The following is a 21,765-nucleotide window of genomic DNA, read 5'->3' as shown; positions in this document are numbered from 1 at the left end:
CGCAGGCGGCAATCTCTTCCTAGACTCAATATGCCTCGAGCGCTCGAGGCTTGGTCGAGGAAGAGAGAGCCGCTATGTCCCAGTCGCCGTCCCTGAGCCAACTGCACGACCGCAATCCTTTTCTGCGTCGCCACCTGGGCCCCGATGCCTCAGAGCAGCAGGCCATGCTCGCCACCCTCGGGGTTGGCAGCCGCCGCGAGCTGATCGAACAGACCGTGCCGCCGGGCATCCGTTTGAACCGGCCACTGGAGCTGCCTGAGGCCCTCGATGAACAGGCTGCCCTGGCCAAGCTCAAGGGCTATGCCGAGCAGAACCAGGTGTGGACCAGCCTGATCGGCATGGGTTATCACGGCACCATCACGCCAACCGTCATTTTGCGTAACGTCCTCGAAAACCCGGGCTGGTACACCGCCTATACCCCGTATCAACCGGAAATCGCCCAGGGCCGCCTGGAAGCCTTGCTCAATTTCCAGCAAATGATCATCGACCTCACCGGCCTGGACCTCGCCAACGCCTCGTTGCTCGACGAAGCCACTGCCGCGGCAGAAGCCATGGCCCTGGCCAAGCGCGTGGCCAAGTCGAAAAGCAATGCCTTCTTCGCCGATGAACACTGCCACCCGCAAACCCTCTCGGTGCTGCAGACCCGCGCCGAGGGCTTTGGTTTCGAACTGATCGTCGACGCTGTGGATAACCTCGCGAACTACCAGGTGTTCGGGGCCTTGCTGCAATACCCCGATACCCACGGCGAAGTGCGTGACTTGCGGCCGCTGATCACTCAGCTGCATGCCCAGCAGGCGCTGGCCTGCGTCGCTGCCGATCTGCTCAGCCTGGTGATGCTGATGCCGCCGGGTGAGCAGGGCGCCGACGTGGTACTGGGCTCCTCTCAGCGCTTCGGCGTGCCCATGGGCTTTGGTGGCCCGCATGCGGCGTACTTTGCCTGCCGGGACGAATTCAAGCGGGCCATGCCTGGGCGCATCATCGGCGTGTCCAAGGATGCCCGCGGCAACACCGCGTTGCGTATGGCCCTGCAAACCCGCGAACAGCATATCCGCCGCGAGAAGGCCAACTCCAACATCTGCACCGCCCAGGTGCTGCTGGCCAACATCGCCGCCTTCTATGCGGTGTACCACGGCCCGGAAGGCCTGCAGCGCATCGCCCAGCGCGTGCATGCGTTGACCTTCGTGTTGGCGGCGGGTCTGGAGAGCAAGGGCATCAAGCGCCTCAACGAGCACTTCTTCGACACCCTGACCCTGGAAGTCGGCGGCAGTCAGACGGCCATTATCGAAAGCGCCGAGGCGGCGCAGATCAACCTGCGGATTCTGGGTCGCGGGCAACTGGGCGTGAGCCTCGACGAGACCTGTGACGAAACCACGGTGATGCGCCTGTTCGATATCTTCCTGGGCGCCGACCACGGCCTGGATATCGCCGCGCTGGATGCTCTGGCGCAGCCCGAGGGCATTCCGTCGGCATTGGTGCGACGCTCGGCTTTTCTCAGCCACCCGGTGTTCAACCTGCACCACAGCGAAACCGAGATGCTGCGCTACCTTAAGCAGCTGGAGAACAAGGACCTGGCGCTGAACCAGTCGATGATCCCGCTGGGCTCGTGCACGATGAAACTCAATGCCAGCAGCGAGATGATCCCGATCACCTGGCCGGGTTTCGCCCTGCTGCACCCCTTTGCCCCGGCCGCGCAGGTGCAGGGCTACAAGGCGATGATCGACGAGCTGGAAAGCTGGCTGTGCGCGATCACCGGCTTCGATGCCATCTGCATGCAACCCAACTCCGGCGCCCAGGGCGAGTACGCCGGGCTGATGGCAATTGCCAAGTACCACCGCAGCCGTCATCAACCGCAACGTGATATCTGCCTGATCCCGGCCTCGGCCCATGGCACCAACCCGGCCTCGGCGCAGATGGCCGGGATGCAGGTGGTGATCGTCGAGTGCGACCAGGCCGGCAACGTCGATCTGGCCGACCTCAAAGCCAAGGCGCAGGCGGCTGGCGACAAGCTGTCGTGCCTGATGGCGACCTACCCATCGACCCACGGCGTGTACGAGGAAGGCATCAGCGAGATCTGCGAGGTTATCCACACGCACGGCGGCCAGGTGTACATGGACGGTGCCAACCTCAATGCCCAGGTCGGCCTGGCGCGGCCAGCGGATATCGGCGCCGACGTCTCGCACATGAACCTGCACAAGACCTTCTGCATCCCCCACGGCGGTGGCGGCCCGGGCATGGGCCCGATCGGTGTGCGCGCACACCTGGCGCCGTTTGTCGCCAGCCACCCGGTCATCCCGCTGCCTGGCCCCGACCCGCAGAACACCGCAGTCAGCGCCGCGCCCTGGGGCAGCGCGAGCATTTTGCCGATCAGCTGGATGTACATCGCCATGATGGGCCCGCAACTGGCCGATGCCAGCGAGGTGGCGATCCTCTCGGCCAACTACCTGGCCGAGCAATTGGGCGGCGCCTTCCCGGTGCTTTATCGCGGGCGCAACGAACGGGTGGCCCATGAATGCATCCTCGATCTGCGCCCGCTCAAGGCCTTGACCGGCATCACCGAGGAGGATGTGGCCAAGCGCTTGATGGATTACGGTTTCCACGCGCCGACCATGTCGTTCCCGGTGCCGGGCACCCTGATGGTCGAGCCGACCGAGAGCGAGTCGAAGGCGGAGCTGGATCGCTTTGTCGAGGCGATGCTGAGCATTCGCGCCGAGATCCGTGAAGTGCAGGAGGGTAACTGGCCGGCCGAAGACAACCCGCTCAAGCATGCGCCGCATACGCTGGAGGATGTGCTAGGGGTGTGGGAGCGGCCCTACAGCATTGCCCAGGGCGTGGCGCCCAGTGCCCATGCGCGGCAGCACAAGTATTGGCCGGCAGTGAATCGCGTCGACAATGTGTATGGCGACAGGAACCTGTTTTGCGCCTGTGTGCCGGTGGATGACTATCGTTGAAGCGCTATTGGTGTGGGAGGGGATTTATCCGCTCCCACAGCGGTCGCGAGCTTACTCGCTGGCTAGCGCATTCTTGGCCAGGATCGCATTGGCCAGTTCCATGTCGCTGACTTGCAGCCCCGGGTTGTCGGCGCGCACTTTGTGCATCGCCGCTTCCAGGTACGGGCCGCGAATCGCGCCTTCGCTGGCGACGTAGCTGCCGGCATCATCCTGGGCCGCCATGACCAGTTTGTGGTCCTTGAAGGTCAGGTAGGTGGAACCGGTGGTGGCGCCGGACGAGATGACGTTGCGCCAGAAGGTATCGGCCATGGCAGAACCAACCGGCAGGGACAGCAGGGCGAGGGTTGCGACTGCGAATTTGAGGCGCATCGGGGGTGACTCCAACGTGAGGTGAACTGGGGCCTTTGATCGGCTTTGCGCAGATCTAGTTCCCTGCCCGGGTAAAAGCTTTGTCGCAGCCTCAGGCCGTGACGCGAAGCACTTCAGCCTGGCTTGTCTGCCCGGCCGCGACTTTGTCCAGGCCACTTTGCCTGAGGCTGTGCATCCCTTCCTTCAACGCCAGTTGGCGCAGGCCAGGCAGGTCGGCTTCACGGTTGATGAGTGACTTGAGCGCATCGCTGATGCCCAGCAACTCGAAGATCGCGCTACGGCCGTGATACCCGGTGTGCCGGCATTCCCGGCACCCCAGCGGCGCTCCCTTGCAGTGCCGGCACAGGGTACGCACCAGGCGCTGGGCCATGACCCCGATCAGGCTGGCCTTGAGCAGGTAGGGCGCAATGCCCAGCTCCAGCAGGCGGGTGATGGCGCTGCAGGCATCGTTTGTATGCAGGGTCGAGAGTACCAGGTGGCCGGTGAGGGCGGCCTGGATCGCCACCTGAGCGGTTTCCAGGTCGCGTATTTCGCCGATCATGATGACATCCGGGTCCTGGCGCAGCAGGGCGCGGGTGCCGGCGGCAAAGTCGAGGTCGATGGCTGGTTGCACCTGCAACTGGTTGAAGGCCGGTTCTACCATCTCGATCGGGTCTTCGACGGTGCACAGGTTGATCTGCGGGGTAGCCAGGTGTTTGAGGCTGGCGTACAGGGTGCTGGTTTTGCCCGAGCCGGTAGGCCCGGTGACCAGGATAATGCCGTGGCGATGGTCGAGCATGGCCAGCCAGCGCTTGAGGTCGGCGCCGCCGAGGCCCAGTTGGGCAAAGTCCTGTTGCAGCAACTGTGGATCGAAAACACGCAGTACGAGCTTTTCACCGAATGTGGCCGGCAGGGTCGACAGCCGCAGCTCGACCTCTGCGCCGCCTGGCAGGCGGGTCTTGATCCGGCCGTCCTGGGGCCGGCGTTTTTCTGCGACATTCATGCGCCCCAGGCTTTTCAGGCGGCTGACCACCGCCAGAGTCACCGGCCCCGGAAACTGGTAGACCGGGTGCAGCACGCCGTCGATGCGAAAGCGCAGCTGGCCCTGGTCGCGCCGGGGCTCGAGGTGGATATCGCTGGCGCGCTGCTCGAAGGCGTACTGCAACAGCCAGTCGACGATGCTGACAATGTGCGCATCGTTGGCTTGTGCGTCAGCCCCGCGCGCGCCCAGCTCAAGCAACTGCTCAAGATTACCCGCAGCGATTGGCGTCGACTGCTGCTGACTGGCGCCGCTGACCGATTGCGCGACCTGGAAAAACGTCTGGCTGAGCTGACGGATCTGCACCGGGCTGGCCAGCACGCGCTTGATTGGCCGTTGCAGCACCTGCGTCAGGTCCGCTTCCCAGGCGCGTACATAAGGTTGTGCGCTGGCCACGGTGACGCCGCTGGCATCGGCGGCCACCGCGAGGATGCCGTGGCGCCGGGCGAAGCCTGCAGACATCAGGCCGGTGAGGCGGGCGGGGTCGATCTCCAGGGGATCGATACGCAGGTACGGCTGCCCGGCCTGCCTGGCCAGCCATTGGCACAGGCTATCGAGGTCCAGGTGCTGGCCGGGATTAAGCAGGTCGGCAAGCTGCTGGCTGGCGATCCACTCCAGCGGGTGCTGGTCGTGCGGCACCGGCGGGCAATTGCCGCGATCAGCCGGGCTGATGCGTTGCTCGGCCAGCAGCTCGTCCAGCAGGGTGTTCAGGTCAAGCCAGCGATCTTCGCTAAGGTTGTGCATGGCTGCGGGCTTCCTTGCCGCGCCACCGACAGTGATGGCTTGAGCAAGGTTAGCGGCTGAGCCGGGGCTTCCCGCTGAACAAGGGTTACCAGGCTTTTCCGGCAGTGCTCAACTGCACTTCGCTTACGCAAATCAGGTTGCGCATTTTTTGCGCAATCAGCTCGGCGCGGTGCCAGCTAAGGCCGCTGATGCCAATCTCGACGTTGAGCAGGTCATCCTGCTGCTCGACATTCAAGCGATGCGGTACCAGAAATTGCAGGGCAAACAGGTTGAGCACCCGGCACAGGCTGTCGGGCTCGGCTTCGACCTGCAGTTGATAGCAGACATCGCTGTGGGCGTTGTTGGCGGCCCAGACATCGTGGCGCAAGGGCGTAAGGGGGCTGTCCAGCCGTTCGAGAGCGCTCATGGGTTTCTCCGCAGAAAGTGGAGAAATTTTTACATGCGGGCCGGGGCATTTCTTCTCTATGATCGTGCGATATTGCTCAATCTTGAATAGATCAATTCGCAGCTAATGACTTTGGAGAAATAATCATGCACAGCGAACTGGATGCTTATGACCGGCGCATCCTGGCCTTGCTGCAGGAAGATGCCTCGCTCTCCAGCGCGCAGATCGCCGAGCGCGTGGGCTTGTCGCAATCGCCTTGCTGGCGGCGCATACAACGCCTGAAAGAGGAGGGGGTGATTCGCGCCCAGGTGACCCTGCTCGACCGCAAGAAGATCGGCCTGAACACGCAGATTTTCGCCGAGGTCAAACTCAACGCCCACGGGCGCTCCAACTTCACCGAGTTTACCGAGGCGATCCGCGGTTTTCCGGAAGTGCTGGAGTGTTATGTGCTGATGGGCGCAGTGGATTTTCTGCTGCGCATTGTCACCCCGGACATCGAAGCCTACGAACGGTTCTTCTTCGAAAAGCTGTCGATGGTGCCGGGGATCCAGGAGGTCAACTCGACCGTGGCCTTGTCCGAAATCAAGTCCACGACGAGTTTGCCGGTATTGCCTTGAGCCTTACTTGCGCAGCAGGTGTTTCCAGCCGCGGCTCTGGAACACGGCCATGGCCTGGTGGACGCGGGCTTCGAGCACTTCGTCGCTGATCGGCAGGTTGGCCAGTTCCTGGAGCTTGTTCAGCTCGCCGAACAGGCGGTCCAGGTCCGGGCTTTCCAGCACCTGGCGGGCATGATGCAGCCAGGCCAGCAGGCGCTCGATGCGCGGCAGCTGCTCGGCCAGGTCTTCGGGCTGGCGATGATACAGCGGCAGGTTGAGGGCCTTGGCTTCTTCGGCCAGCAGCACGTTCAGCCAGTTGGCCAGTTGTGCGGCGCCCTGGCGGTCGCCGCGCTTGTTGCGCTCGACGGTCCAGGCACGGGCCAGCAGCCAGCGCGAGGTCTCCAGGGAGAACTGGCCCCAGCGGGTTTCCAGCAGCTCCTCGGCGAACTGCTCGGGCGCTGCGCGGCGTACATCTTCGTCGTCGGCACCGGCGAGCACCAGCGGGCGCCAGTCTTCGAGCAGGGCGTCGAGGCTGTTGCGCAACTCGCGGGTGCTGGCGCGTGGGCCGGCCTGGCCGAGGCTGCTGGCCAGGGCACGCAGTTCCCAGAGGTTTTCGACCCAGTCTTGCAGCAGGCGCCAGTGACCGTTGAAACGGTACTGTTCGGCCAGGCGCTGGCTGCTGCCGAGCAACTGCCAGGCCAACGCGGCGAAGGCGTCGTCGAGGGTCATTTCGGCGTTCAGTTCGGCGGCTGGCAGGCTCAGGGCGTAGCTGCCGGCGTCGAGCAGGCGGTAGCCGCGCTCGGCCTTGCTGATGTCGCAGGGCATCAGCGGCAGCTTGGCTGACAGCTCGGCGGCCAGTTCCAGCAGGGCTTCGGGGGCGCCTTCGCGCAGCTCGAGCTCCAGCTCGCAGATCTCTTCTTTTTGCTTGCCGGCGACCACGGTGCCGAGGTCCAGGGCGGCTTCGATTACCACTTTGGCCTTGCCGCGGCCCCAGGCGATTTCGGCGTACTCACGGGTGAAATCGGTGGTGAACAGCGCCTTGATGGTCTTTTTGTCGACATCGGCCAGTTGCTCTGGCCAGCACTCGGCGTCGAGTTTTTTCAGGTCGAGCTTGGCCTTGGGCAACTGCCATTCGAACTCGTTGCGCTGGGACAGGCCGGCGACGCTCTGGCCGCGGGTCTTGAGGGTCTGGATGACCACCTCGCCGTCGCGGCGCAGGCGCAGGGCGACCTTGGCGGCGGCCAGGTCGCGCTCCGGAGTGTCGAAGTACTGGTTGAGCAGTTCGCGGCTTTGCCACCCGGACTTGTTGCGCTTGTTCAGCAATGGGTGTTCACGCAGGGCGGCGAGGGTCTCGCGGCTGACCCGCAGTTTGATTTCGGTTTCTTTATGCATTGCTGGGTAATCCAGGCTCGAATGACAGGGAGCGTCTTGGGGGTGCAGTGTACAGGAGTCGGCTCGCGGCGGTTTATTCCCGGTGCCGGATGGCCCTATGATGAGCTTCGCCCAAGGAGAAAGCGCATGCCGTTGCCATCGCTCAAAGAGCAGTTCGCCGCCCTGATCGCCGCGCCATCGGTCAGTTGTACCCAGCCGTCGCTGGATCAGTCCAACCGTGCGGTGATAGACCTGCTGGCCGGCTGGCTGGGGGACCTGGGTTTTGCCTGTGACATTCAGCAGGTGACCCCGGGCAAGTACAACCTGCTGGCGAGCTACGGCAGCGGCCCGGGCGGCCTGGTGCTGGCCGGGCACAGCGATACCGTGCCGTATGATCCCGAGCTGTGGCAGACCGACCCGCTCAAGCTGACCGAGGTCGACGGCCGCTGGGTGGGCCTGGGCAGTTGCGACATGAAGGGCTTCTTCGCCCTGATCATCGAGGCCGTGCAGCCGCTGCTGACGCATGACTTCAAGCAGCCATTGTTGATTCTCGCCACCTGTGACGAAGAGAGCTCGATGGCCGGCGCCCGCGCCCTGGCCGAGGCCGGACGGCCGCTGGGCCGTGCGGCGGTGATCGGCGAGCCGACCGGGCTCAAGCCGATCCGCCTGCACAAAGGGGTGATGATGGAGCGCATCGACATTCTTGGGCGCAGTGGCCATTCGTCCGATCCGAGCCTGGGCCACAGCGCGCTGGAGGCCATGCACCAGGTGATGGGCGAGCTGATGAGCCTGCGCCGGCAGTGGCAGCGGGAATACAACAATGTCCAGTTCAGCGTGCCGCAACCGACGATGAACTTCGGCTGCATCCACGGCGGCGACAACCCCAACCGCATCTGCGGGCAGTGCGCCCTGGAGTTCGACCTGCGCCCGCTGCCGGGCATGGACCCTGAAGTACTGCGCAACGCCATCCGGCACAAACTGGCGCCGCTGGCCGAGCAGCATCAGGTGCGCATCGACTACGCGCCGCTGTTCCCCGAGGTACCGCCGTTCGAGCAGGCCGCCGATGCGGAACTGGTACGGGTCGCCGAACGTCTTACCGGCCATCGCGCCGAAGCGGTAGCCTTTGGCACCGAAGCGCCTTATCTTCAGCGCCTGGGTTGCGAGACCCTGGTACTGGGCCCCGGCGACATCGCCTGCGCCCACCAGCCGGGCGAATACCTTGAAATGTCACGCTTGCAGCCTACCGTGCGTCTATTGCGTGAGTTGATCGAACATTATTGCCTCAGCCCGGTAATTGCCCGCTGAGCTGAACCGTTTTGCAGAGGAGATTGCGCGTGACGCCAAGCCTGTTCCGACGATAACCCTTCGAGCGCTGTGTGCTTTCCCGTTCTTGTCCCTATTTTCTACAGGCTCTCCGGTTATGCCCGAATACGTCAATTGGCTGCGTCATGCTTCGCCTTACATCAACGCCCACCGCGACTGCACCTTTGTGGTCATGCTGCCCGGTGACGGCGTCGAACACCCCAACTTCGGCAATATCGTTCACGACCTGGTGCTGTTGCACAGCCTTGGCGTGCGCCTGGTGCTGGTCCACGGCTCGCGCCCGCAGATCGAAAGCCGCCTGGCGGCCCGCGGCCTGACCCCGCACTACCACCGCGGCATGCGCATCACCGATGCGGCGACGCTTGAATGCGTGATCGATGCCGTAGGCCACTTGCGCATCGCCATCGAGGCGCGCCTGTCGATGGATATGGCCGCCTCGCCGATGCAGGGCTCACGCCTGCGCGTGGCTGCCGGCAACCTGGTTACCGCGCGGCCGATCGGCGTGGTCGAAGGCGTTGATTACCACCACACCGGCGAAGTGCGCCGGGTCGACCGCAAAGGTATCAATCGCCTGCTCGACGAGCGCTCTATCGTCCTGCTTTCGCCTTTGGGCTATTCGCCCACCGGCGAGATCTTCAACCTCGCCTGTGAAGACGTCGCCACTCGCGCCGCGATTGAACTGAATGCTGACAAGCTGCTGCTGTTCGGCGCCGAGCGCGGCCTGCTCGATGAACAGGGCCGGCTGGTACGCGAACTGCGCCCCCAGCAAGTGCCGGCGCACCTGCAGCGTCTGGGCAGCGACTACCAGGGCGAGCTGCTTGATGCCGCCGCCGAAGCCTGCCGGGGCGGTGTGGCGCGCAGTCATATCGTCAGCTATGGCGAAGATGGCGCCTTGCTCACCGAGCTGTTCACCCGCGATGGTGGCGGTACCCTGGTGGCCCAGGAGCAGTTCGAGAAGGTGCGTGAAGCCGCGATCGAGGATGTCGGCGGCTTGCTCGACCTGATCAGCCCGCTGGAGGAGCAGGGCATTCTCGTGCGCCGTTCGCGTGAGGTGCTGGAGCGTGAGATCGAGCAGTTCAGTGTGGTCGAGCGCGAGGGTATGATCATCGCCTGTGCGGCGCTGTACCCGATTGCCGATTCCGAAGCGGGCGAGCTGGCGTGCCTGGCGGTCAACCCGGAGTATCGCCACGGCGGTCGCGGTGACGAGCTGCTGGAACGGATCGAGACGCGGGCGCGGGAAATGGGGCTCAACACGCTGTTTGTGCTAACAACGCGGACAGCGCACTGGTTCCGCGAACGCGGCTTTGTGCCTAGCGGCGTCGAGCGGCTGCCGGCGGCGCGGGCATCGCTGTACAACTATCAGCGCAATTCGAAGATCTTCGAAAAAGCGCTGTAAAGCATCGCGGGTCAAGTCGGGTCGCCGCACCGCCGCTCCCACAGAAGATATTTGTGGGAGCGGGCTTGACCCGCGATAAGGCCCTCAAGCATCAAACGGTATGCAGATACCAGTTGTACTCAAGGTCGGAGATGGAGTGTTCGAACTCCTCCAGCTCGCTCTCTTTACAGGCCACGAAGATATCGATGTATTTCGGATCGATGTACCGGGCCAGGATCTCGCTGTCGTCCAGCTCGCGCAGGGCATCACGCAGGTTGTTCGGCAGGCTCTGCTCGTTCTGCTCGTAGGAGTTGCCTTCAACCGGTTCGCCCGGGTCGACCTTGTTGGTCAGGCCATGGTGAACACCGGCCAGTACAGCGGCCATCAGCAGGTACGGGTTGGCATCGGCACCGGCTACGCGGTGTTCGATGCGCACGGCGTCCGGGGTGCCGGTCGGCACGCGCAGGGCCACGGTACGGTTGTCCAGGCCCCAGCTAGGCGAGTTCGGCACGTAGAACTGGGCACCAAAACGGCGGTACGAGTTGACGTTCGGGCACAGGAACGCCATCGACGCCGGTAGGGTCTCGAGCACACCGCCGATCGCGTGACGCAGTGCGGCGTTCTGCTCGGGATCCTCGCTGGTGAAGATGTTCTTGCCATCTTTGTCCAGCACCGAGATATGGACATGCAGACCATTACCCGCCTGGCCCGGGTAGGGCTTGGCCATGAAGGTGGTGTCCATTTCATGGTCGTAGGCAATGTTCTTGATCAGGCGCTTGAGCAGTACCGCGTAGTCGCAGGCCTTCATCGGGTCGGCAACGTGGTGCAGGTTGACTTCGAACTGTGCCGGGGCGCTTTCCTTGACGATGGCGTCAGCCGGAATGCCTTGTTCCTTGGCACCCTCGAGGATGTCCTGGAGGCAGTCGACGTATTCGTCGAGGTCATCGATCAGGTAGACCTGGGTCGAGATCGGGCGTTTGCCGGAGATCGGCGAGCGCGGCGGTTGCGGGCGGCCGTTCACGTTCTCCTGGTCGATCAGGTAGAACTCAAGCTCGAATGCGGCGCAGATGGTCAGGCCCAGCTCGTCGAACTTGCTCACGACCTGGCGCAGGACTTCCCGCGGGTCAGCGAAGAACGGTTCACCTTCGAGCTCGTGCATGGTCATCAGCAGTTGCGCGGTCGGGCGCTTTTGCCAGGGCTCGTTGGACAGGGTGTCCGGGATTGGATAGCAGATGCGGTCGGCATCGCCGATGTCCAGGCCAAGGCCGGTGCTTTCGACGGTCGAGCCGTTGATATCCAGGGCGAAGAGGGAGGCCGGCAGGTTGATGCCTTTCTCGTAAACCTTGTGGAGGCTGGTGCGCTCGATGCGCTTGCCGCGCACCACACCATTCATATCTGCAATCAGAAGGTCAACGTAGAGAACCTCAGGATGTTCCTTAAGGAACGCGTTCGCTTCGTTAAGCTGAACGGCACGCGGGGGTACCGACATGATGCAACACCTTTGTTGTTAAAAATATCAATCAATGGGGGCTTGCAGGTTCAGTCAATCGGAAAGCCTTGCTGAAGTCAAGCCAGCCCCATGATGCCCTAAAATGGCCCTCAAGCGGCATTTTTGCTGCAATTGGGGGCGCCGACAAGGGCTGCTTTCGTACGGTAACGGCGATCTTGAGCGGGCCGTGTTCTATTTTTTACGGGGGTGTTGTGTAAAAAAATGAACAAGGCTAAGCTCGGTGGCAACCCATAACACCAATAATACCGGGGGTTACATGTCACGCCTGCCGACAACCGGCATCATCGCCCGCCGTTCACAGAACGGTTTGCACGCATTCCTCGCGGGTGGCTTGCGCCCTGCGCCAGCACCTTGCGCCCCGGCTGAAATAATTGACGGCCCAGGCGTCCTGCCTGCTGTCGACGCTACTTCGAATGACCTCTGCCATCACTATAGCGGGCTCGTCAGCCTTGCGGGAACTGCCCGTTGCGGCCTCCCTGCGCCTGACTTTTGCTTTAGCCCCGTGGGGCATCCAGAATGTCTGGGACGGCCCACTCCGGGTCACGTCCTGACGTCAGTCCAGACATTTACCTCCTGAGGTATTTATGAGTAGCAACCTCGACCAGCTCACCGATTGGTTGAAAGAACACAAGATCACCGAAGTCGAGTGCCTGATCAGCGACCTCACCGGTATCACCCGCGGCAAGATCTCGCCGACCAACAAGTTCATCGCCGAAAAAGGCATGCGCCTGCCCGAGAGCGTGTTGCTGCAGACCGTGACCGGCGACTATGTCGATGACGACATCTATTACGAACTGCTCGACCCGGCCGACATCGACATGATCTGCCGCCCCGACGAGAACGCGGTGTTTCTCGTGCCCTGGGCCATCGAGCCGACCGCCCAGGTGATCCACGACACCTACGACAAGCAGGGCAACCCGGTCGAGCTGTCGCCGCGCAACGTGCTCAAGAAGGTTTTGAAGCTCTACGCCGACAAGGGCTGGCAGCCGATCGTGGCGCCAGAGATGGAGTTCTACCTGACCAAGCGCTGCGAAGACCCGGACTTCCCCCTGCAGCCGCCGATTGGCCGCTCCGGGCGCCCGGAAACCGGTCGCCAGTCCTTCTCTATTGAAGCGGCCAACGAATTCGACCCGCTGTTCGAGGACGTCTACGACTGGTGCGAGCTGCAGAACCTGGACCTCGACACGCTGATCCACGAAGACGGCACGGCGCAGATGGAAATCAACTTCCGTCACGGGAATGCCTTGTCGCTGGCCGACCAGATTCTGGTGTTCAAGCGCACCATGCGCGAGGCTGCGCTCAAGCACAACGTCGCCGCCACCTTCATGGCCAAGCCGATGACCGGCGAGCCGGGCAGCGCCATGCACCTGCACCAGAGCATCATCGACGTGCACACCGGCAAGAACATCTTCTCGGACGAAGACGGGCGCATGAGCGAGCTGTTCCTCAACCACGTCGGCGGCCTGCAGAAGTTCATCCCGGTGGTGCTGCCGCTGTTCGCCCCCAACGTCAACTCGTTCCGCCGCTTCCTGCCCGACACCTCGGCGCCGGTGAACGTCGAGTGGGGCGAAGAGAACCGTACCGTCGGCCTGCGCGTACCGGATGCCGGCCCGCAGAACCGCCGGGTCGAGAACCGCCTGCCAGGCGCCGACGCCAACCCCTACCTGGCGATCGCCGCCAGCCTGCTGTGCGGTTTCATCGGCATGGTCGAAGGCATCAAGCCGAGCGCGCCGGTACAGGGTCGTGGTTACGAGCGGCGTAACCTGCGCCTGCCGCTGACCATCGAGGACGCCCTCGAGCGCATGGAAAACTGCAAGGCCCTGGAACCCTACCTGGGCAAGAAATTCATTACCGGCTACGTCGCCACCAAACGCGCCGAGCATGAAAACTTCAAACGCGTAATCAGCTCCTGGGAACGTGAGTTCCTGCTGTTTGCGGTCTGATCAACCCGGAGCCGCAGGACCGCGGCCGTCAACAAACGGAGAAGCACATGAGCGTCAACAACCCGCAAACCCGTGAGTGGCAAACCCTTAGCAGTGAGCATCACCTGGCACCTTTCAGTGACTACCAACAGCTGAAAGAGAAGGGGCCGCGGATCATCACCAAAGCCGAGGGCGTGCACCTGTGGGACAGCGAGGGCAACAAAATCCTCGATGGCATGGCGGGCCTGTGGTGCGTGGCGGTCGGTTATGGCCGTGAAGAGCTGGTTGAAGTGGCCGCCAAGCAGATGCGCGAGCTGCCGTACTACAACCTGTTCTTCCAGACTGCCCACCCACCGGCACTGGAGCTGGCCAAGGCGGTTACCGCCGTGGCGCCCAAGGGCATGACCCATGTGTTCTTCACCGGTTCCGGTTCTGAAGGCAACGACACCAACCTGCGCATGGTCCGCCATTACTGGGCGCTCAAGGGCAAGCCGCAGAAACAGGTGATCATTGGCCGTATCAATGGCTATCACGGCTCCACCGTGGCCGGCGCCGCCCTGGGCGGCATGAGCGGCATGCATGCCCAGGGTGGCACGCTGCCGGGCATCGAGCACATCCCGCAGCCATACTGGTTCGGTGAGGGCGGTGACATGACCCCGGACGAGTTCGGGGTCTGGGCTGCCGAGCAGCTGGAAAAGAAAATCCTCGAAGTCGGCGAAGACAAGGTCGCCGCCTTTATTGCCGAGCCGATCCAGGGCGCCGGCGGGGTGATCATTCCGCCAGAAACCTACTGGCCGAAGATCAAGGAGATCCTCGCCAAGTACGACATCCTGTTCATTGCCGACGAAGTGATCTGTGGCTTCGGTCGCACTGGCGAGTGGTTCGGTTCCGATTACTACGACCTCAAGCCCGACCTGATGACCATCGCCAAGGGTCTGACCTCCGGTTACATCCCCATGGGCGGTGTGATCGTACGTGACGAAGTGGCCAAGGTGCTTAGCCAAGGCGGCGACTTCAACCACGGCTTCACTTACTCCGGCCACCCGGTGGCGGCGGCGGTAGGCCTGGAAAACCTGCGGATCCTGCGCGACGAGAAGATCATCGAGCGGGTTCAGGCCGAAACGGCACCGTATTTGCAGAAACGTCTGCGTGAGCTCAACGATCACCCGCTGGTGGGCGAAGTGCGTGGCCTGGGCATGCTCGGTGCCATCGAGCTGGTCAAGGACAAGGCCACCCGTGCCCGTTACGAAGGCCAGGGTGCTGGCATGATCTGCCGCCAGTTCTGCTTCGACAACGGCCTGATCATGCGCGCCGTGGGCGACACCATGATCATCGCGCCGCCGCTGGTGATCAGCCACGCCGAGATCGACGAGCTGGTGGAAAAGGCGCGCAAATGCCTGGACCTGACGCTCGAAGCGCTGAAATAGCCAGGTGCTAGGCTAGCGTAATGGCATCAATGGGTTTCAAGGCGCCTCTGTTGTTGAAAGAGCGCCTTGTAACTTGCCAGACTAGCGGCTGTTTCAGTCGCTCGGAGCTTGCGCCGAATAAGCCGGCCGCTGAACAGATGGCTAAATAAAAAATTCTGGAGCATTACGCATGAAGAAATTGGGCAAGACGTTGTTGGCCGTGTCCCTGATGGGCGCCATGGCCAGTGCTGTTCAGGCGGATGACAAAGTACTGCACGTCTATAACTGGTCCGACTACATCGCACCAGACACCGTCGCCAAGTTCGAGAAACAGTCCGGTATCAAGGTCGTCTACGACGTCTTCGACAGCAACGAAACCCTCGAGGCCAAGTTGCTGGCAGGCAAGTCCGGTTACGACGTGGTGGTACCGTCGAACAACTTCCTGGCCAAGCAGATCAAGGCTGGCGTCTATCAGGAGCTGGACAAGTCCAAGCTGCCAAACTGGAAGAACCTCGACGAGGACCTGCTCAAGGCCGTTGGCGATGCCAGCGACCCGGGCAACAAGCATGCGTTCCCGTACATGTGGGGCTCCATCGGCATCGGCTACAACCCGGAGAAGGTCAAGGCGGCGCTGGGCGTCGACAAGATCGATTCCTGGGACGTGGTGTTCAAGCCGGAAAACATCGCCAAGCTCAAGAGCTGCGGCGTGAGCTTCCTCGATGCCCCGACCGAGATGATTCCGGCGGCGCTGCACTACCTGGGCAAGCCGACCAACAGCACGAAAAAAGAAGACCTCAAAGCCGCCGAAGACCTGTTCCTCAGCGTGCGTCCTTCGATTGGCTACTTCCACTCCTCCAAGTACATCTCGGACCTGGCCAACGGCAACATCTGCGTCGCCGTGGGTTACTCGGGTGACCTGGAGCAGTCCAAGGCACGTGCCCACGAAGCCGGCGACAAGGTCAAGCTGGACTACGTCATTCCGAAAGAAGGCGCCGGTACCTTCTACGACATGGTTGCTATCCCTAAAGATGCCGTCAACGTCGACGCCGCCTACAAGTTCATGGACTTCCTGATGCAGCCGGAAATCATGGCCGAGATCACCAATGCCGTCCGTTTCCCGAACGGCAACAAGGCAGCGACCGCACTGGTGGACAAGGATATCTCGGGCGATCCGAGCATCTACCCACCGGCTGATGTGAAGAAGCAGCTGTACGCAATTGCTGACCCGGGTGCCAAGGCCCAGCGCGAAATCACGCGCAGCTGGACCAAGATCAAGTCGGGCAAGTAACAGCGGTGACCTCCCTGGGCGCGGTGTAAATCCCGCCCGGGGAGCATGAAAGCACAAATTTTTTTTGCGGCATGAGTGCATCGAAGGTAAGTTGCGCGCCGGTTTGCTTATCAGGCAGGTATTTCTGCCGTTTGCCACGGGCACATTTGTGAGGACCTCCCACTTGTCTATTTCTGTATTTCGCAAGGCCATGTTGGCTGGAGCGGGTCTGACGCTGGCGATCAGCGTCCAAGCGGCGCCCACGGTGCACATTTATAACTGGTCCGACTACATCGGTCAGACCACCCTCGCGGACTTCGAAAAAGCCACTGGCATCAAGCCGGTGCAAGATGTCTTCGACTCCAACGAAACCCTGGAAGGCAAACTGCTGGCCGGTCGCACCGGCTATGACGTGGTGGTGCCGTCCAACCATTTCCTCGGCAAGCAGATCAAGGCGGGCGCGTTTCAGAAGCTCGACAAGGCGCTGCTGCCAAACTATGCGAACCTCGACCCGGCGCTGATGAAGCGCCTGGAAAAGAACGACCCGGGCAACCAGTACGCCGTCCCCTACCTGTGGGGCACCAATGGCATCGGCTATAACGTCGACAAGGTCAAGGCGGCGCTGGGTACCGACAAGATCGATTCCTGGGCCGTGCTGCTCGAGCCGGAGAACATCAAGAAGCTCTCCAAGTGCGGAGTCGCGTTCCTCGACTCGGCTGACGAGATGCTCCCGGCGGTGCTCAACTACATGGGGCGCGACCCCAACAGCACCAACCCCAAGGACTACGCCGATGCCGAGAAAAAGCTTTTGGCCGTACGTCCCTACGTGACCTACTTCCACTCCTCCAAGTACATCTCCGACCTTGCCAACGGCGACATCTGCGTGGCTGCCGGTTTCTCCGGCGATGTATTCCAGGCCAAGTCCCGCGCCGAAGAAGCCGGCAAGGGCGTCAAGGTGGCCTATGCGATTCCCAAGGAAGGCGGCAACCTCTGGTTCGACATGCTGGCGATCCCCAAGGACTCCAAGAATGTCAAAGAGGCCCATGCCTTCATCAACTATTTGCTGCAGCCTGAGGTAATTGCCCAGGTCAGTGATTACGTCGGTTACGCCAACCCGAACCCCAAGGCTGGCGATCTGATGGACCAGAGCGTGCGAACCGACGCAGCGGTTTACCCACCGCAAGAAGTGCTGGACAAGTTGTACGTCAACTCCGAGCTGCCTCCCAAGGTGCAACGGTTGATGACCCGTAGCTGGACCAAGGTCAAGTCGGGCAAGTAAAAATCCAGGGTCCGTCACGGCAGGGGCGGACGCAAAAAATCTTGTTGGGAGTTTCACAAATGGCAGTTGCCTCCGGTGCCTATAAGAAAGCCCTCGAGGGCGACCAGCAACCTAAACAGGTGCTGGTCAAAATCGACCGGGTCACGAAAAAGTTCGACGAAACGGTCGCCGTGGACGATGTGTCCCTGGAAATCAAGAAGGGCGAGATCTTCGCCCTGCTCGGTGGTTCCGGTTCGGGCAAATCCACCTTGCTGCGCATGCTCGCCGGCTTCGAACGGCCCACCGAAGGGCGTATCTTCCTCGATGGTGTAGACATCACCGATATGCCGCCCTACGAGCGGCCGATCAACATGATGTTCCAGTCGTACGCATTGTTCCCGCACATGACCGTGGCGCAGAACATCGCCTTCGGCCTGCAGCAGGACCGCATGCCCAGGTCTGAGATCGACGCCCGCGTGGCCGAGATGCTCAAGCTGGTGCACATGACCCAGTACGCCAAGCGCAAGCCGCACCAGCTCTCCGGTGGCCAGCGTCAGCGTGTGGCCCTGGCCCGTTCGCTGGCCAAGCGGCCGAAACTGCTGCTGCTCGATGAGCCGATGGGCGCGCTGGACAAGAAGCTGCGCTCGCAGATGCAACTGGAGCTGGTGGAGATCATCGAGCGGGTCGGCGTGACCTGTGTGATGGTGACCCACGATCAGGAAGAGGCCATGACCATGGCCCAGCGCATCGCCATCATGCACCTGGGCTGGATCGCCCAGATCGGCAGCCCGATCGACATCTATGAAACCCCGACCAGCCGCCTGGTTTGCGAGTTCATCGGCAACGTCAACCTGTTCGAGGGCGAAGTGGTCGACGATGCCGAAGGCCACGCGGTGATCGCCAGCCCCGAGCTTGAGCGCAAGATCTACGTCGGCCACGGTGTCACCACTTCGGTGGAAGACAAGCGCATCACCTACGCCCTGCGCCCGGAAAAACTGCTGGTGACCACCGAGCAGCCGACCTGCGAGCACAACTGGTCGCGCGGCAAGGTCCACGACATCGCCTACCTGGGTGGCCATTCGGTGTTCTACGTCGAGCTGCCTGGCGGCAAGATCGTCCAGTCGTTCGTTGCCAACGCCGAACGCCAGGGCACCCGGCCGACCTGGGACGACCAGGTCTACGTCTGGTGGGAGGATGACAGCGGCGTGGTACTGCGCTCATGAACGCCCGCAAGCTCAAGCGAGCCTTCAACCGAATAAAGCCCGAGGGGCGCCATGTGGTGATCGGCGTGCCGTTCATCTGGCTGTTCCTGTTCTTCATGCTGCCGTTCTTCATCGTTCTGAAGATCAGCTTCGCCGAAGCCGACGTGGCGATCCCGCCGTACACCGAGATCTACAGCTACGTCGAAGACAAGGTGCAGCTGGTGCTCAACCTGGCCAACTATGGCCTGTTGACCGAAGACGAACTGTACATCTCGGCGTACCTGGGGTCGTTGAAGATGGCCTTCGTCAGCACGCTGCTGTGCCTGCTGATCGGCTATCCGATGGCCTACGCCATCGCCAACGCCCGCAAGGAAACCCAGACGGTACTGTTGCTGCTGATCATGATGCCGACCTGGACCGCAATCCTGATTCGCGTCTATGCCTGGATGGGCATCCTCAGCAACAACGGCCTGCTCAACGCCCTGCTGCTGTGGCTGGGCTGGATCGATCAGCCGTTGCAGATCCTCAACACCAACCTTGCGGTGTATATCGGCGTGGTCTATTCGTACCTGCCGTTCATGATCCTGCCGCTCTACGCCAACCTGGTGAAGCATGACCAGAGCCTGCTTGAAGCCGCCTCGGACCTGGGTTCGAGCACCTTCAACAGCTTCTGGAAAATCACCGTGCCGCTGTCGAAGAACGGCATCATCGCCGGATGCATGCTGGTGTTCATTCCGGTGGTGGGCGAGTTCGTCATTCCTGAGCTGCTTGGCGGCCCGGAAACCCTGATGATCGGTAAAGTGCTCTGGCAAGAGTTCTTCAACAACCGTGACTGGCCGGTGGCCTCTGCCCTGGCGGTAGTGATGCTGGCGATCCTGATCGTACCGATCCTGCTCTTCAACCGTAGTCAGGCCAAAGAGATGGAGGGTAGGGCATGAAGCGTTTCAGTTTCTCCAAATTGATGTTGGTCCTGGGCCTGCTGTTCATCTACCTGCCCATGCTGATCCTGGTGATCTACTCGTTCAACGCCTCCAAGCTGGTGACGGTGTGGGGCGGCTGGTCGGTGAAGTGGTACGTCGGCCTGCTCGACAACACCCAGTTGATGGGCTCGGTGATGCGCTCACTGGAGATCGCCTGCTACACCGCGATCGCCGCCGTGGCGCTGGGCACCCTGGCCGCCTTCGTGCTGACCCGGGTTACCCGCTTCAAGGGCCGCACGCTGTTCGGTGGCCTGGTTACCGCGCCGTTGGTAATGCCCGAGGTGATCACCGGTCTGTCGCTGTTGCTGCTGTTCGTGGCCATGGCGCAGATGATCGGCTGGCCGCAGGAGCGTGGCATCGTCACCATCTGGATCGCCCACACCACCTTCTGCGCAGCCTATGTGGCGGTAGTGGTGTCGGCGCGCCTGCGTGAGCTCGACCTGTCGATCGAAGAAGCGGCCATGGACCTCGGTGCCCGGCCGTGGAAGGTGTTCTTCCTGATCACCATCCCGATGATCGCACCGTCGCTGGCAGCGGGCGGGATGATGTCCTTTGCCCTGTCGCTGGATGACCTGGTACTGGCCAGCTTCGTCTCGGGCCCGGGTTCGACCACCCTGCCGATGGAAGTCTTCTCTGCCGTGCGTCTGGGCGTGAAGCCGGAAATCAACGCCGTGGCCAGCCTGATCCTGCTCAGCGTGTCGCTGGTGACCTTCATGGTCTGGTACTTCAGCCGTCAGGCCGAAGAGCGTCGCCGTCGGGCGATCCAGCAGGCTATCGAAGAAAGCGCTGCCGACTCGTGGAAACAACCGGACGTGCGTCGCGCGCCGGCGCCGGTTTCGGCGTGATCTGAAACCCTTCGCGGGGCAAGCCCGCTCCTACAAATGGGTAGGAGCGGGCTTGCCCCGCGATTGGTTTTCACTCCGGCCAGTGCCAGGCCGGCTCATCGAGCATCCCCTGACCGGCAACGCGGGTCTGCCCCAGCACCTTCTCCAGCACGATCGAATTGCAGCTCGCGTCCTGTTCCAGCGCTGCCACCAGGCGGCGTGCATGTGACACCACCCACACCTGACACTGCTCCGAGGCACGAACGATCAAGCGCGCCAACGCTGGCAGCAAATCCGGGTGCAAGCTGGTTTCCGGCTCGTTCAGCACCATCATGGTCGGCGGCCTTGGCGTCAGCAGCGCGGCGACCAGCAGCAGGTAGCGCAAGGTCCCGTCCGATAGCTCGGCGGCGCTCAGCGGTCGCAACAAACCTTCCTGATAGAACAACACCCCGAACGCCCCACCCGGCACTGCATCGATCTCCAGGCGTGCGCCCGGGAAGGCATCGGCGATGGTTGCCTGCAAGGCCTGCGGGTCGCCGATCTCGATGATGGTCTGCAGCGCGGCGGCCAGGTCGCGGCCGTCGTGGTGCAGTACCGGCGTGCGCGTACCCAGTTGCCGGCGGCGGGCCGGGGCATCACGGTCGGTGCGAAAGTGATCGTAGAAGCGCCAGCCACGGATGCGCTCGCGCAGTAGCAACACCTCCGGTGAGGAGCGCAGGTTGCCGACCTGGTCGAACAGGCTGTCGAAGCTCGGCGTGTGCTGCGCCTGCACCTCCCATTGGCGGCCTTCACGGACCTTGACCATCGGCCCCTGGCGGTCCACCAGCAGGCTGGCCGGGCGGTACAACGGACCTGCCCAGATGCTTTCGCGCTTGATCTGCGGGTCGAGGGCGAAAGATGACCTGCTCGGCTCCGGCAGGCCGAGACCGATGGCGTAGCCGAATTCTTCGTCGCCAAAGCCCAGGCGCAAGCGCCGTGCATGCTGGCGCGGGCCGCCCTGGATGGCGACTTCGCCGTTGCTCATGCGCCGGCTGATCTGCTCGGGGCCGGCCCAGAACGTCGACTCCAGCCCGCCCTCCACCGCCAGGGCGTTGACCACACCGCCTTGCGCCGTTTCGGCGAGCAGGCGCAGGGCCTTGTACAGATTGGACTTGCCGCTGCCGTTGGGCCCGGTGATGACGTTAAGGCGTGCCAGTGGCAGCACCAGGTGATTGATCGAGCGGTAGTTGGCGACAGCCAGGGTGGTCAGCATGGCAGCGTCCATTCA

General features: G+C 62.5%; 17 protein-coding genes. 11 read left to right on the top strand and 6 right to left on the bottom strand.

The features are described from left to right. Positions 1-74 precede the first annotated feature (74 nt). Positions 75-2,948 carry an aminomethyl-transferring glycine dehydrogenase gene (gcvP, locus tag LOY22_RS25705; RefSeq protein ID WP_258595368.1) on the top strand — a complete coding sequence of 958 codons (2,874 nt, stop codon included), beginning with the start codon at positions 75-77 and terminating at the stop codon, positions 2,946-2,948. A gap of 51 nt (positions 2,949-2,999) precedes the next feature. Here gcvP and LOY22_RS25700 read toward each other — a convergent pair whose 3' ends face one another. The 3 genes from LOY22_RS25700 to LOY22_RS25690 form a co-directional block, all read right to left on the bottom strand. Then, the gene (locus LOY22_RS25700) at positions 3,000-3,317 is read right to left on the bottom strand and encodes a DUF2388 domain-containing protein (protein ID WP_045201089.1); all 318 of its coding nucleotides are present in this window, start codon (positions 3,315-3,317) and stop codon (positions 3,000-3,002) included. Between the two features lie 91 nt (positions 3,318-3,408). Further along, entirely contained in the window at positions 3,409-5,079 is a 1,671-nt protein-coding gene (locus LOY22_RS25695; RefSeq protein ID WP_258595365.1) for a GspE/PulE family protein, read from the bottom strand. Positions 5,080-5,164: 85 nt separating this feature from the next. Next, positions 5,165-5,485 carry a hypothetical protein gene (locus LOY22_RS25690; RefSeq protein ID WP_195885282.1) on the bottom strand — a complete coding sequence of 107 codons (321 nt, stop codon included), beginning with the start codon at positions 5,483-5,485 and terminating at the stop codon, positions 5,165-5,167. Between the two features lie 125 nt (positions 5,486-5,610). Here LOY22_RS25690 and LOY22_RS25685 point away from each other — a divergent pair, with 125 nt between their 5' ends. Further along, the gene (locus tag LOY22_RS25685; protein WP_123565204.1) at positions 5,611-6,081 is read left to right on the top strand and encodes an Lrp/AsnC family transcriptional regulator; all 471 of its coding nucleotides are present in this window, start codon (positions 5,611-5,613) and stop codon (positions 6,079-6,081) included. A gap of 3 nt (positions 6,082-6,084) precedes the next feature. Here the strand turns inward: LOY22_RS25685 and LOY22_RS25680 are convergent, their stop codons facing one another. Continuing rightward, positions 6,085-7,452 carry an inorganic triphosphatase gene (locus LOY22_RS25680; protein ID WP_093378272.1) on the bottom strand — a complete coding sequence of 456 codons (1,368 nt, stop codon included), beginning with the start codon at positions 7,450-7,452 and terminating at the stop codon, positions 6,085-6,087. Positions 7,453-7,578: 126 nt separating this feature from the next. Between LOY22_RS25680 and argE the strand changes: the two genes are divergently transcribed. Continuing rightward, positions 7,579-8,736, top strand: coding sequence for an acetylornithine deacetylase (gene argE, locus LOY22_RS25675; protein WP_258595363.1), 1,158 nt, complete (start codon positions 7,579-7,581; stop codon positions 8,734-8,736). 115 nt (positions 8,737-8,851) lie between these two features. Continuing rightward, a complete protein-coding gene (gene argA, locus LOY22_RS25670; RefSeq protein ID WP_195885279.1) occupies positions 8,852-10,150 on the top strand; it encodes an amino-acid N-acetyltransferase in 1,299 nt (432 codons plus the stop codon). A 91-nt stretch (positions 10,151-10,241) separates the two neighbouring features. Here argA and LOY22_RS25665 read toward each other — a convergent pair whose 3' ends face one another. Further along, complete coding sequence (locus LOY22_RS25665) at positions 10,242-11,618, bottom strand: glutamine synthetase family protein (RefSeq protein ID WP_045201104.1); 1,377 nt, start codon at positions 11,616-11,618, stop codon at positions 10,242-10,244. Positions 11,619-12,223: 605 nt separating this feature from the next. On the opposite strand from LOY22_RS25665, the gene LOY22_RS25660 reads away from it, so the two are divergent. The 7 genes from LOY22_RS25660 to LOY22_RS25630 all read left to right on the top strand — a co-directional run bounded on the left by LOY22_RS25660 (position 12,224) and on the right by LOY22_RS25630 (position 20,519). Next, the gene (locus LOY22_RS25660) at positions 12,224-13,582 is read left to right on the top strand and encodes a glutamine synthetase family protein (RefSeq protein ID WP_045201108.1); all 1,359 of its coding nucleotides are present in this window, start codon (positions 12,224-12,226) and stop codon (positions 13,580-13,582) included. A gap of 47 nt (positions 13,583-13,629) precedes the next feature. Continuing rightward, on the top strand, positions 13,630-14,988 hold the full coding sequence (locus LOY22_RS25655; RefSeq protein WP_093378291.1) for an aspartate aminotransferase family protein: 1,359 nt from the start codon (positions 13,630-13,632) through the stop codon (positions 14,986-14,988). Between the two features lie 169 nt (positions 14,989-15,157). Next, positions 15,158-16,255 (top strand): polyamine ABC transporter substrate-binding protein, encoded by a 1,098-nt coding sequence (locus tag LOY22_RS25650; RefSeq protein WP_258595355.1) that lies wholly within the window; start codon positions 15,158-15,160, stop codon positions 16,253-16,255. Positions 16,256-16,418: 163 nt separating this feature from the next. Continuing rightward, positions 16,419-17,513, top strand: coding sequence for a polyamine ABC transporter substrate-binding protein (locus LOY22_RS25645; RefSeq protein ID WP_093378296.1), 1,095 nt, complete (start codon positions 16,419-16,421; stop codon positions 17,511-17,513). 59 nt (positions 17,514-17,572) lie between these two features. After that, on the top strand, positions 17,573-18,715 hold the full coding sequence (gene potA / locus LOY22_RS25640; protein WP_045201117.1) for a polyamine ABC transporter ATP-binding protein: 1,143 nt from the start codon (positions 17,573-17,575) through the stop codon (positions 18,713-18,715). After that, positions 18,712-19,632, top strand: coding sequence for an ABC transporter permease subunit (locus tag LOY22_RS25635; protein ID WP_093378301.1), 921 nt, complete (start codon positions 18,712-18,714; stop codon positions 19,630-19,632). Before potA ends, LOY22_RS25635 begins: the two co-directional genes overlap by 4 nt. Beyond that, on the top strand, positions 19,629-20,519 hold the full coding sequence (locus tag LOY22_RS25630) for an ABC transporter permease subunit (protein ID WP_010221198.1): 891 nt from the start codon (positions 19,629-19,631) through the stop codon (positions 20,517-20,519). The genes LOY22_RS25635 and LOY22_RS25630 overlap by 4 nt, the downstream gene beginning before the upstream one ends. A 70-nt stretch (positions 20,520-20,589) precedes the next feature. Here the strand turns inward: LOY22_RS25630 and LOY22_RS25625 are convergent, their stop codons facing one another. Beyond that, positions 20,590-21,750: an AAA family ATPase gene (locus LOY22_RS25625; RefSeq protein ID WP_258595352.1), complete on the bottom strand. Its 1,161-nt coding sequence runs from the start codon at positions 21,748-21,750 to the stop codon at positions 20,590-20,592. Between the last annotated feature and the right edge of the window lie 15 nt (positions 21,751-21,765).

The sequence above is a fragment of the Pseudomonas sp. B21-035 genome (assembly GCF_024748945.1).
In the GTDB taxonomy this organism is placed as follows: Bacteria; Pseudomonadota; Gammaproteobacteria; order Pseudomonadales; family Pseudomonadaceae; genus Aquipseudomonas.
The sequence above is the reverse complement of the archived record's forward strand: the minus strand, read 5'-3'. Positions and strand labels throughout refer to the sequence as shown.

Coding starts and splice junctions, on each gene's coding strand:
- gcvP (WP_258595368.1), top strand. CDS start 75: ATGTCCCAGTCGCCGTCCCTGAGCCAACTGCACGACCGCAATCCTTTT.
- LOY22_RS25700 (WP_045201089.1), bottom strand. CDS start 3,317: ATGCGCCTCAAATTCGCAGTCGCAACCCTCGCCCTGCTGTCCCTGCCG.
- LOY22_RS25695 (WP_258595365.1), bottom strand. CDS start 5,079: ATGCACAACCTTAGCGAAGATCGCTGGCTTGACCTGAACACCCTGCTG.
- LOY22_RS25690 (WP_195885282.1), bottom strand. CDS start 5,485: ATGAGCGCTCTCGAACGGCTGGACAGCCCCCTTACGCCCTTGCGCCAC.
- LOY22_RS25685 (WP_123565204.1), top strand. CDS start 5,611: ATGCACAGCGAACTGGATGCTTATGACCGGCGCATCCTGGCCTTGCTG.
- LOY22_RS25680 (WP_093378272.1), bottom strand. CDS start 7,452: ATGCATAAAGAAACCGAAATCAAACTGCGGGTCAGCCGCGAGACCCTC.
- argE (WP_258595363.1), top strand. CDS start 7,579: ATGCCGTTGCCATCGCTCAAAGAGCAGTTCGCCGCCCTGATCGCCGCG.
- argA (WP_195885279.1), top strand. CDS start 8,852: ATGCCCGAATACGTCAATTGGCTGCGTCATGCTTCGCCTTACATCAAC.
- LOY22_RS25665 (WP_045201104.1), bottom strand. CDS start 11,618: ATGTCGGTACCCCCGCGTGCCGTTCAGCTTAACGAAGCGAACGCGTTC.
- LOY22_RS25660 (WP_045201108.1), top strand. CDS start 12,224: ATGAGTAGCAACCTCGACCAGCTCACCGATTGGTTGAAAGAACACAAG.
- LOY22_RS25655 (WP_093378291.1), top strand. CDS start 13,630: ATGAGCGTCAACAACCCGCAAACCCGTGAGTGGCAAACCCTTAGCAGT.
- LOY22_RS25650 (WP_258595355.1), top strand. CDS start 15,158: ATGAAGAAATTGGGCAAGACGTTGTTGGCCGTGTCCCTGATGGGCGCC.
- potA (WP_045201117.1), top strand. CDS start 17,573: ATGGCAGTTGCCTCCGGTGCCTATAAGAAAGCCCTCGAGGGCGACCAG.
- LOY22_RS25635 (WP_093378301.1), top strand. CDS start 18,712: ATGAACGCCCGCAAGCTCAAGCGAGCCTTCAACCGAATAAAGCCCGAG.
- LOY22_RS25630 (WP_010221198.1), top strand. CDS start 19,629: ATGAAGCGTTTCAGTTTCTCCAAATTGATGTTGGTCCTGGGCCTGCTG.
- LOY22_RS25625 (WP_258595352.1), bottom strand. CDS start 21,750: ATGCTGACCACCCTGGCTGTCGCCAACTACCGCTCGATCAATCACCTG.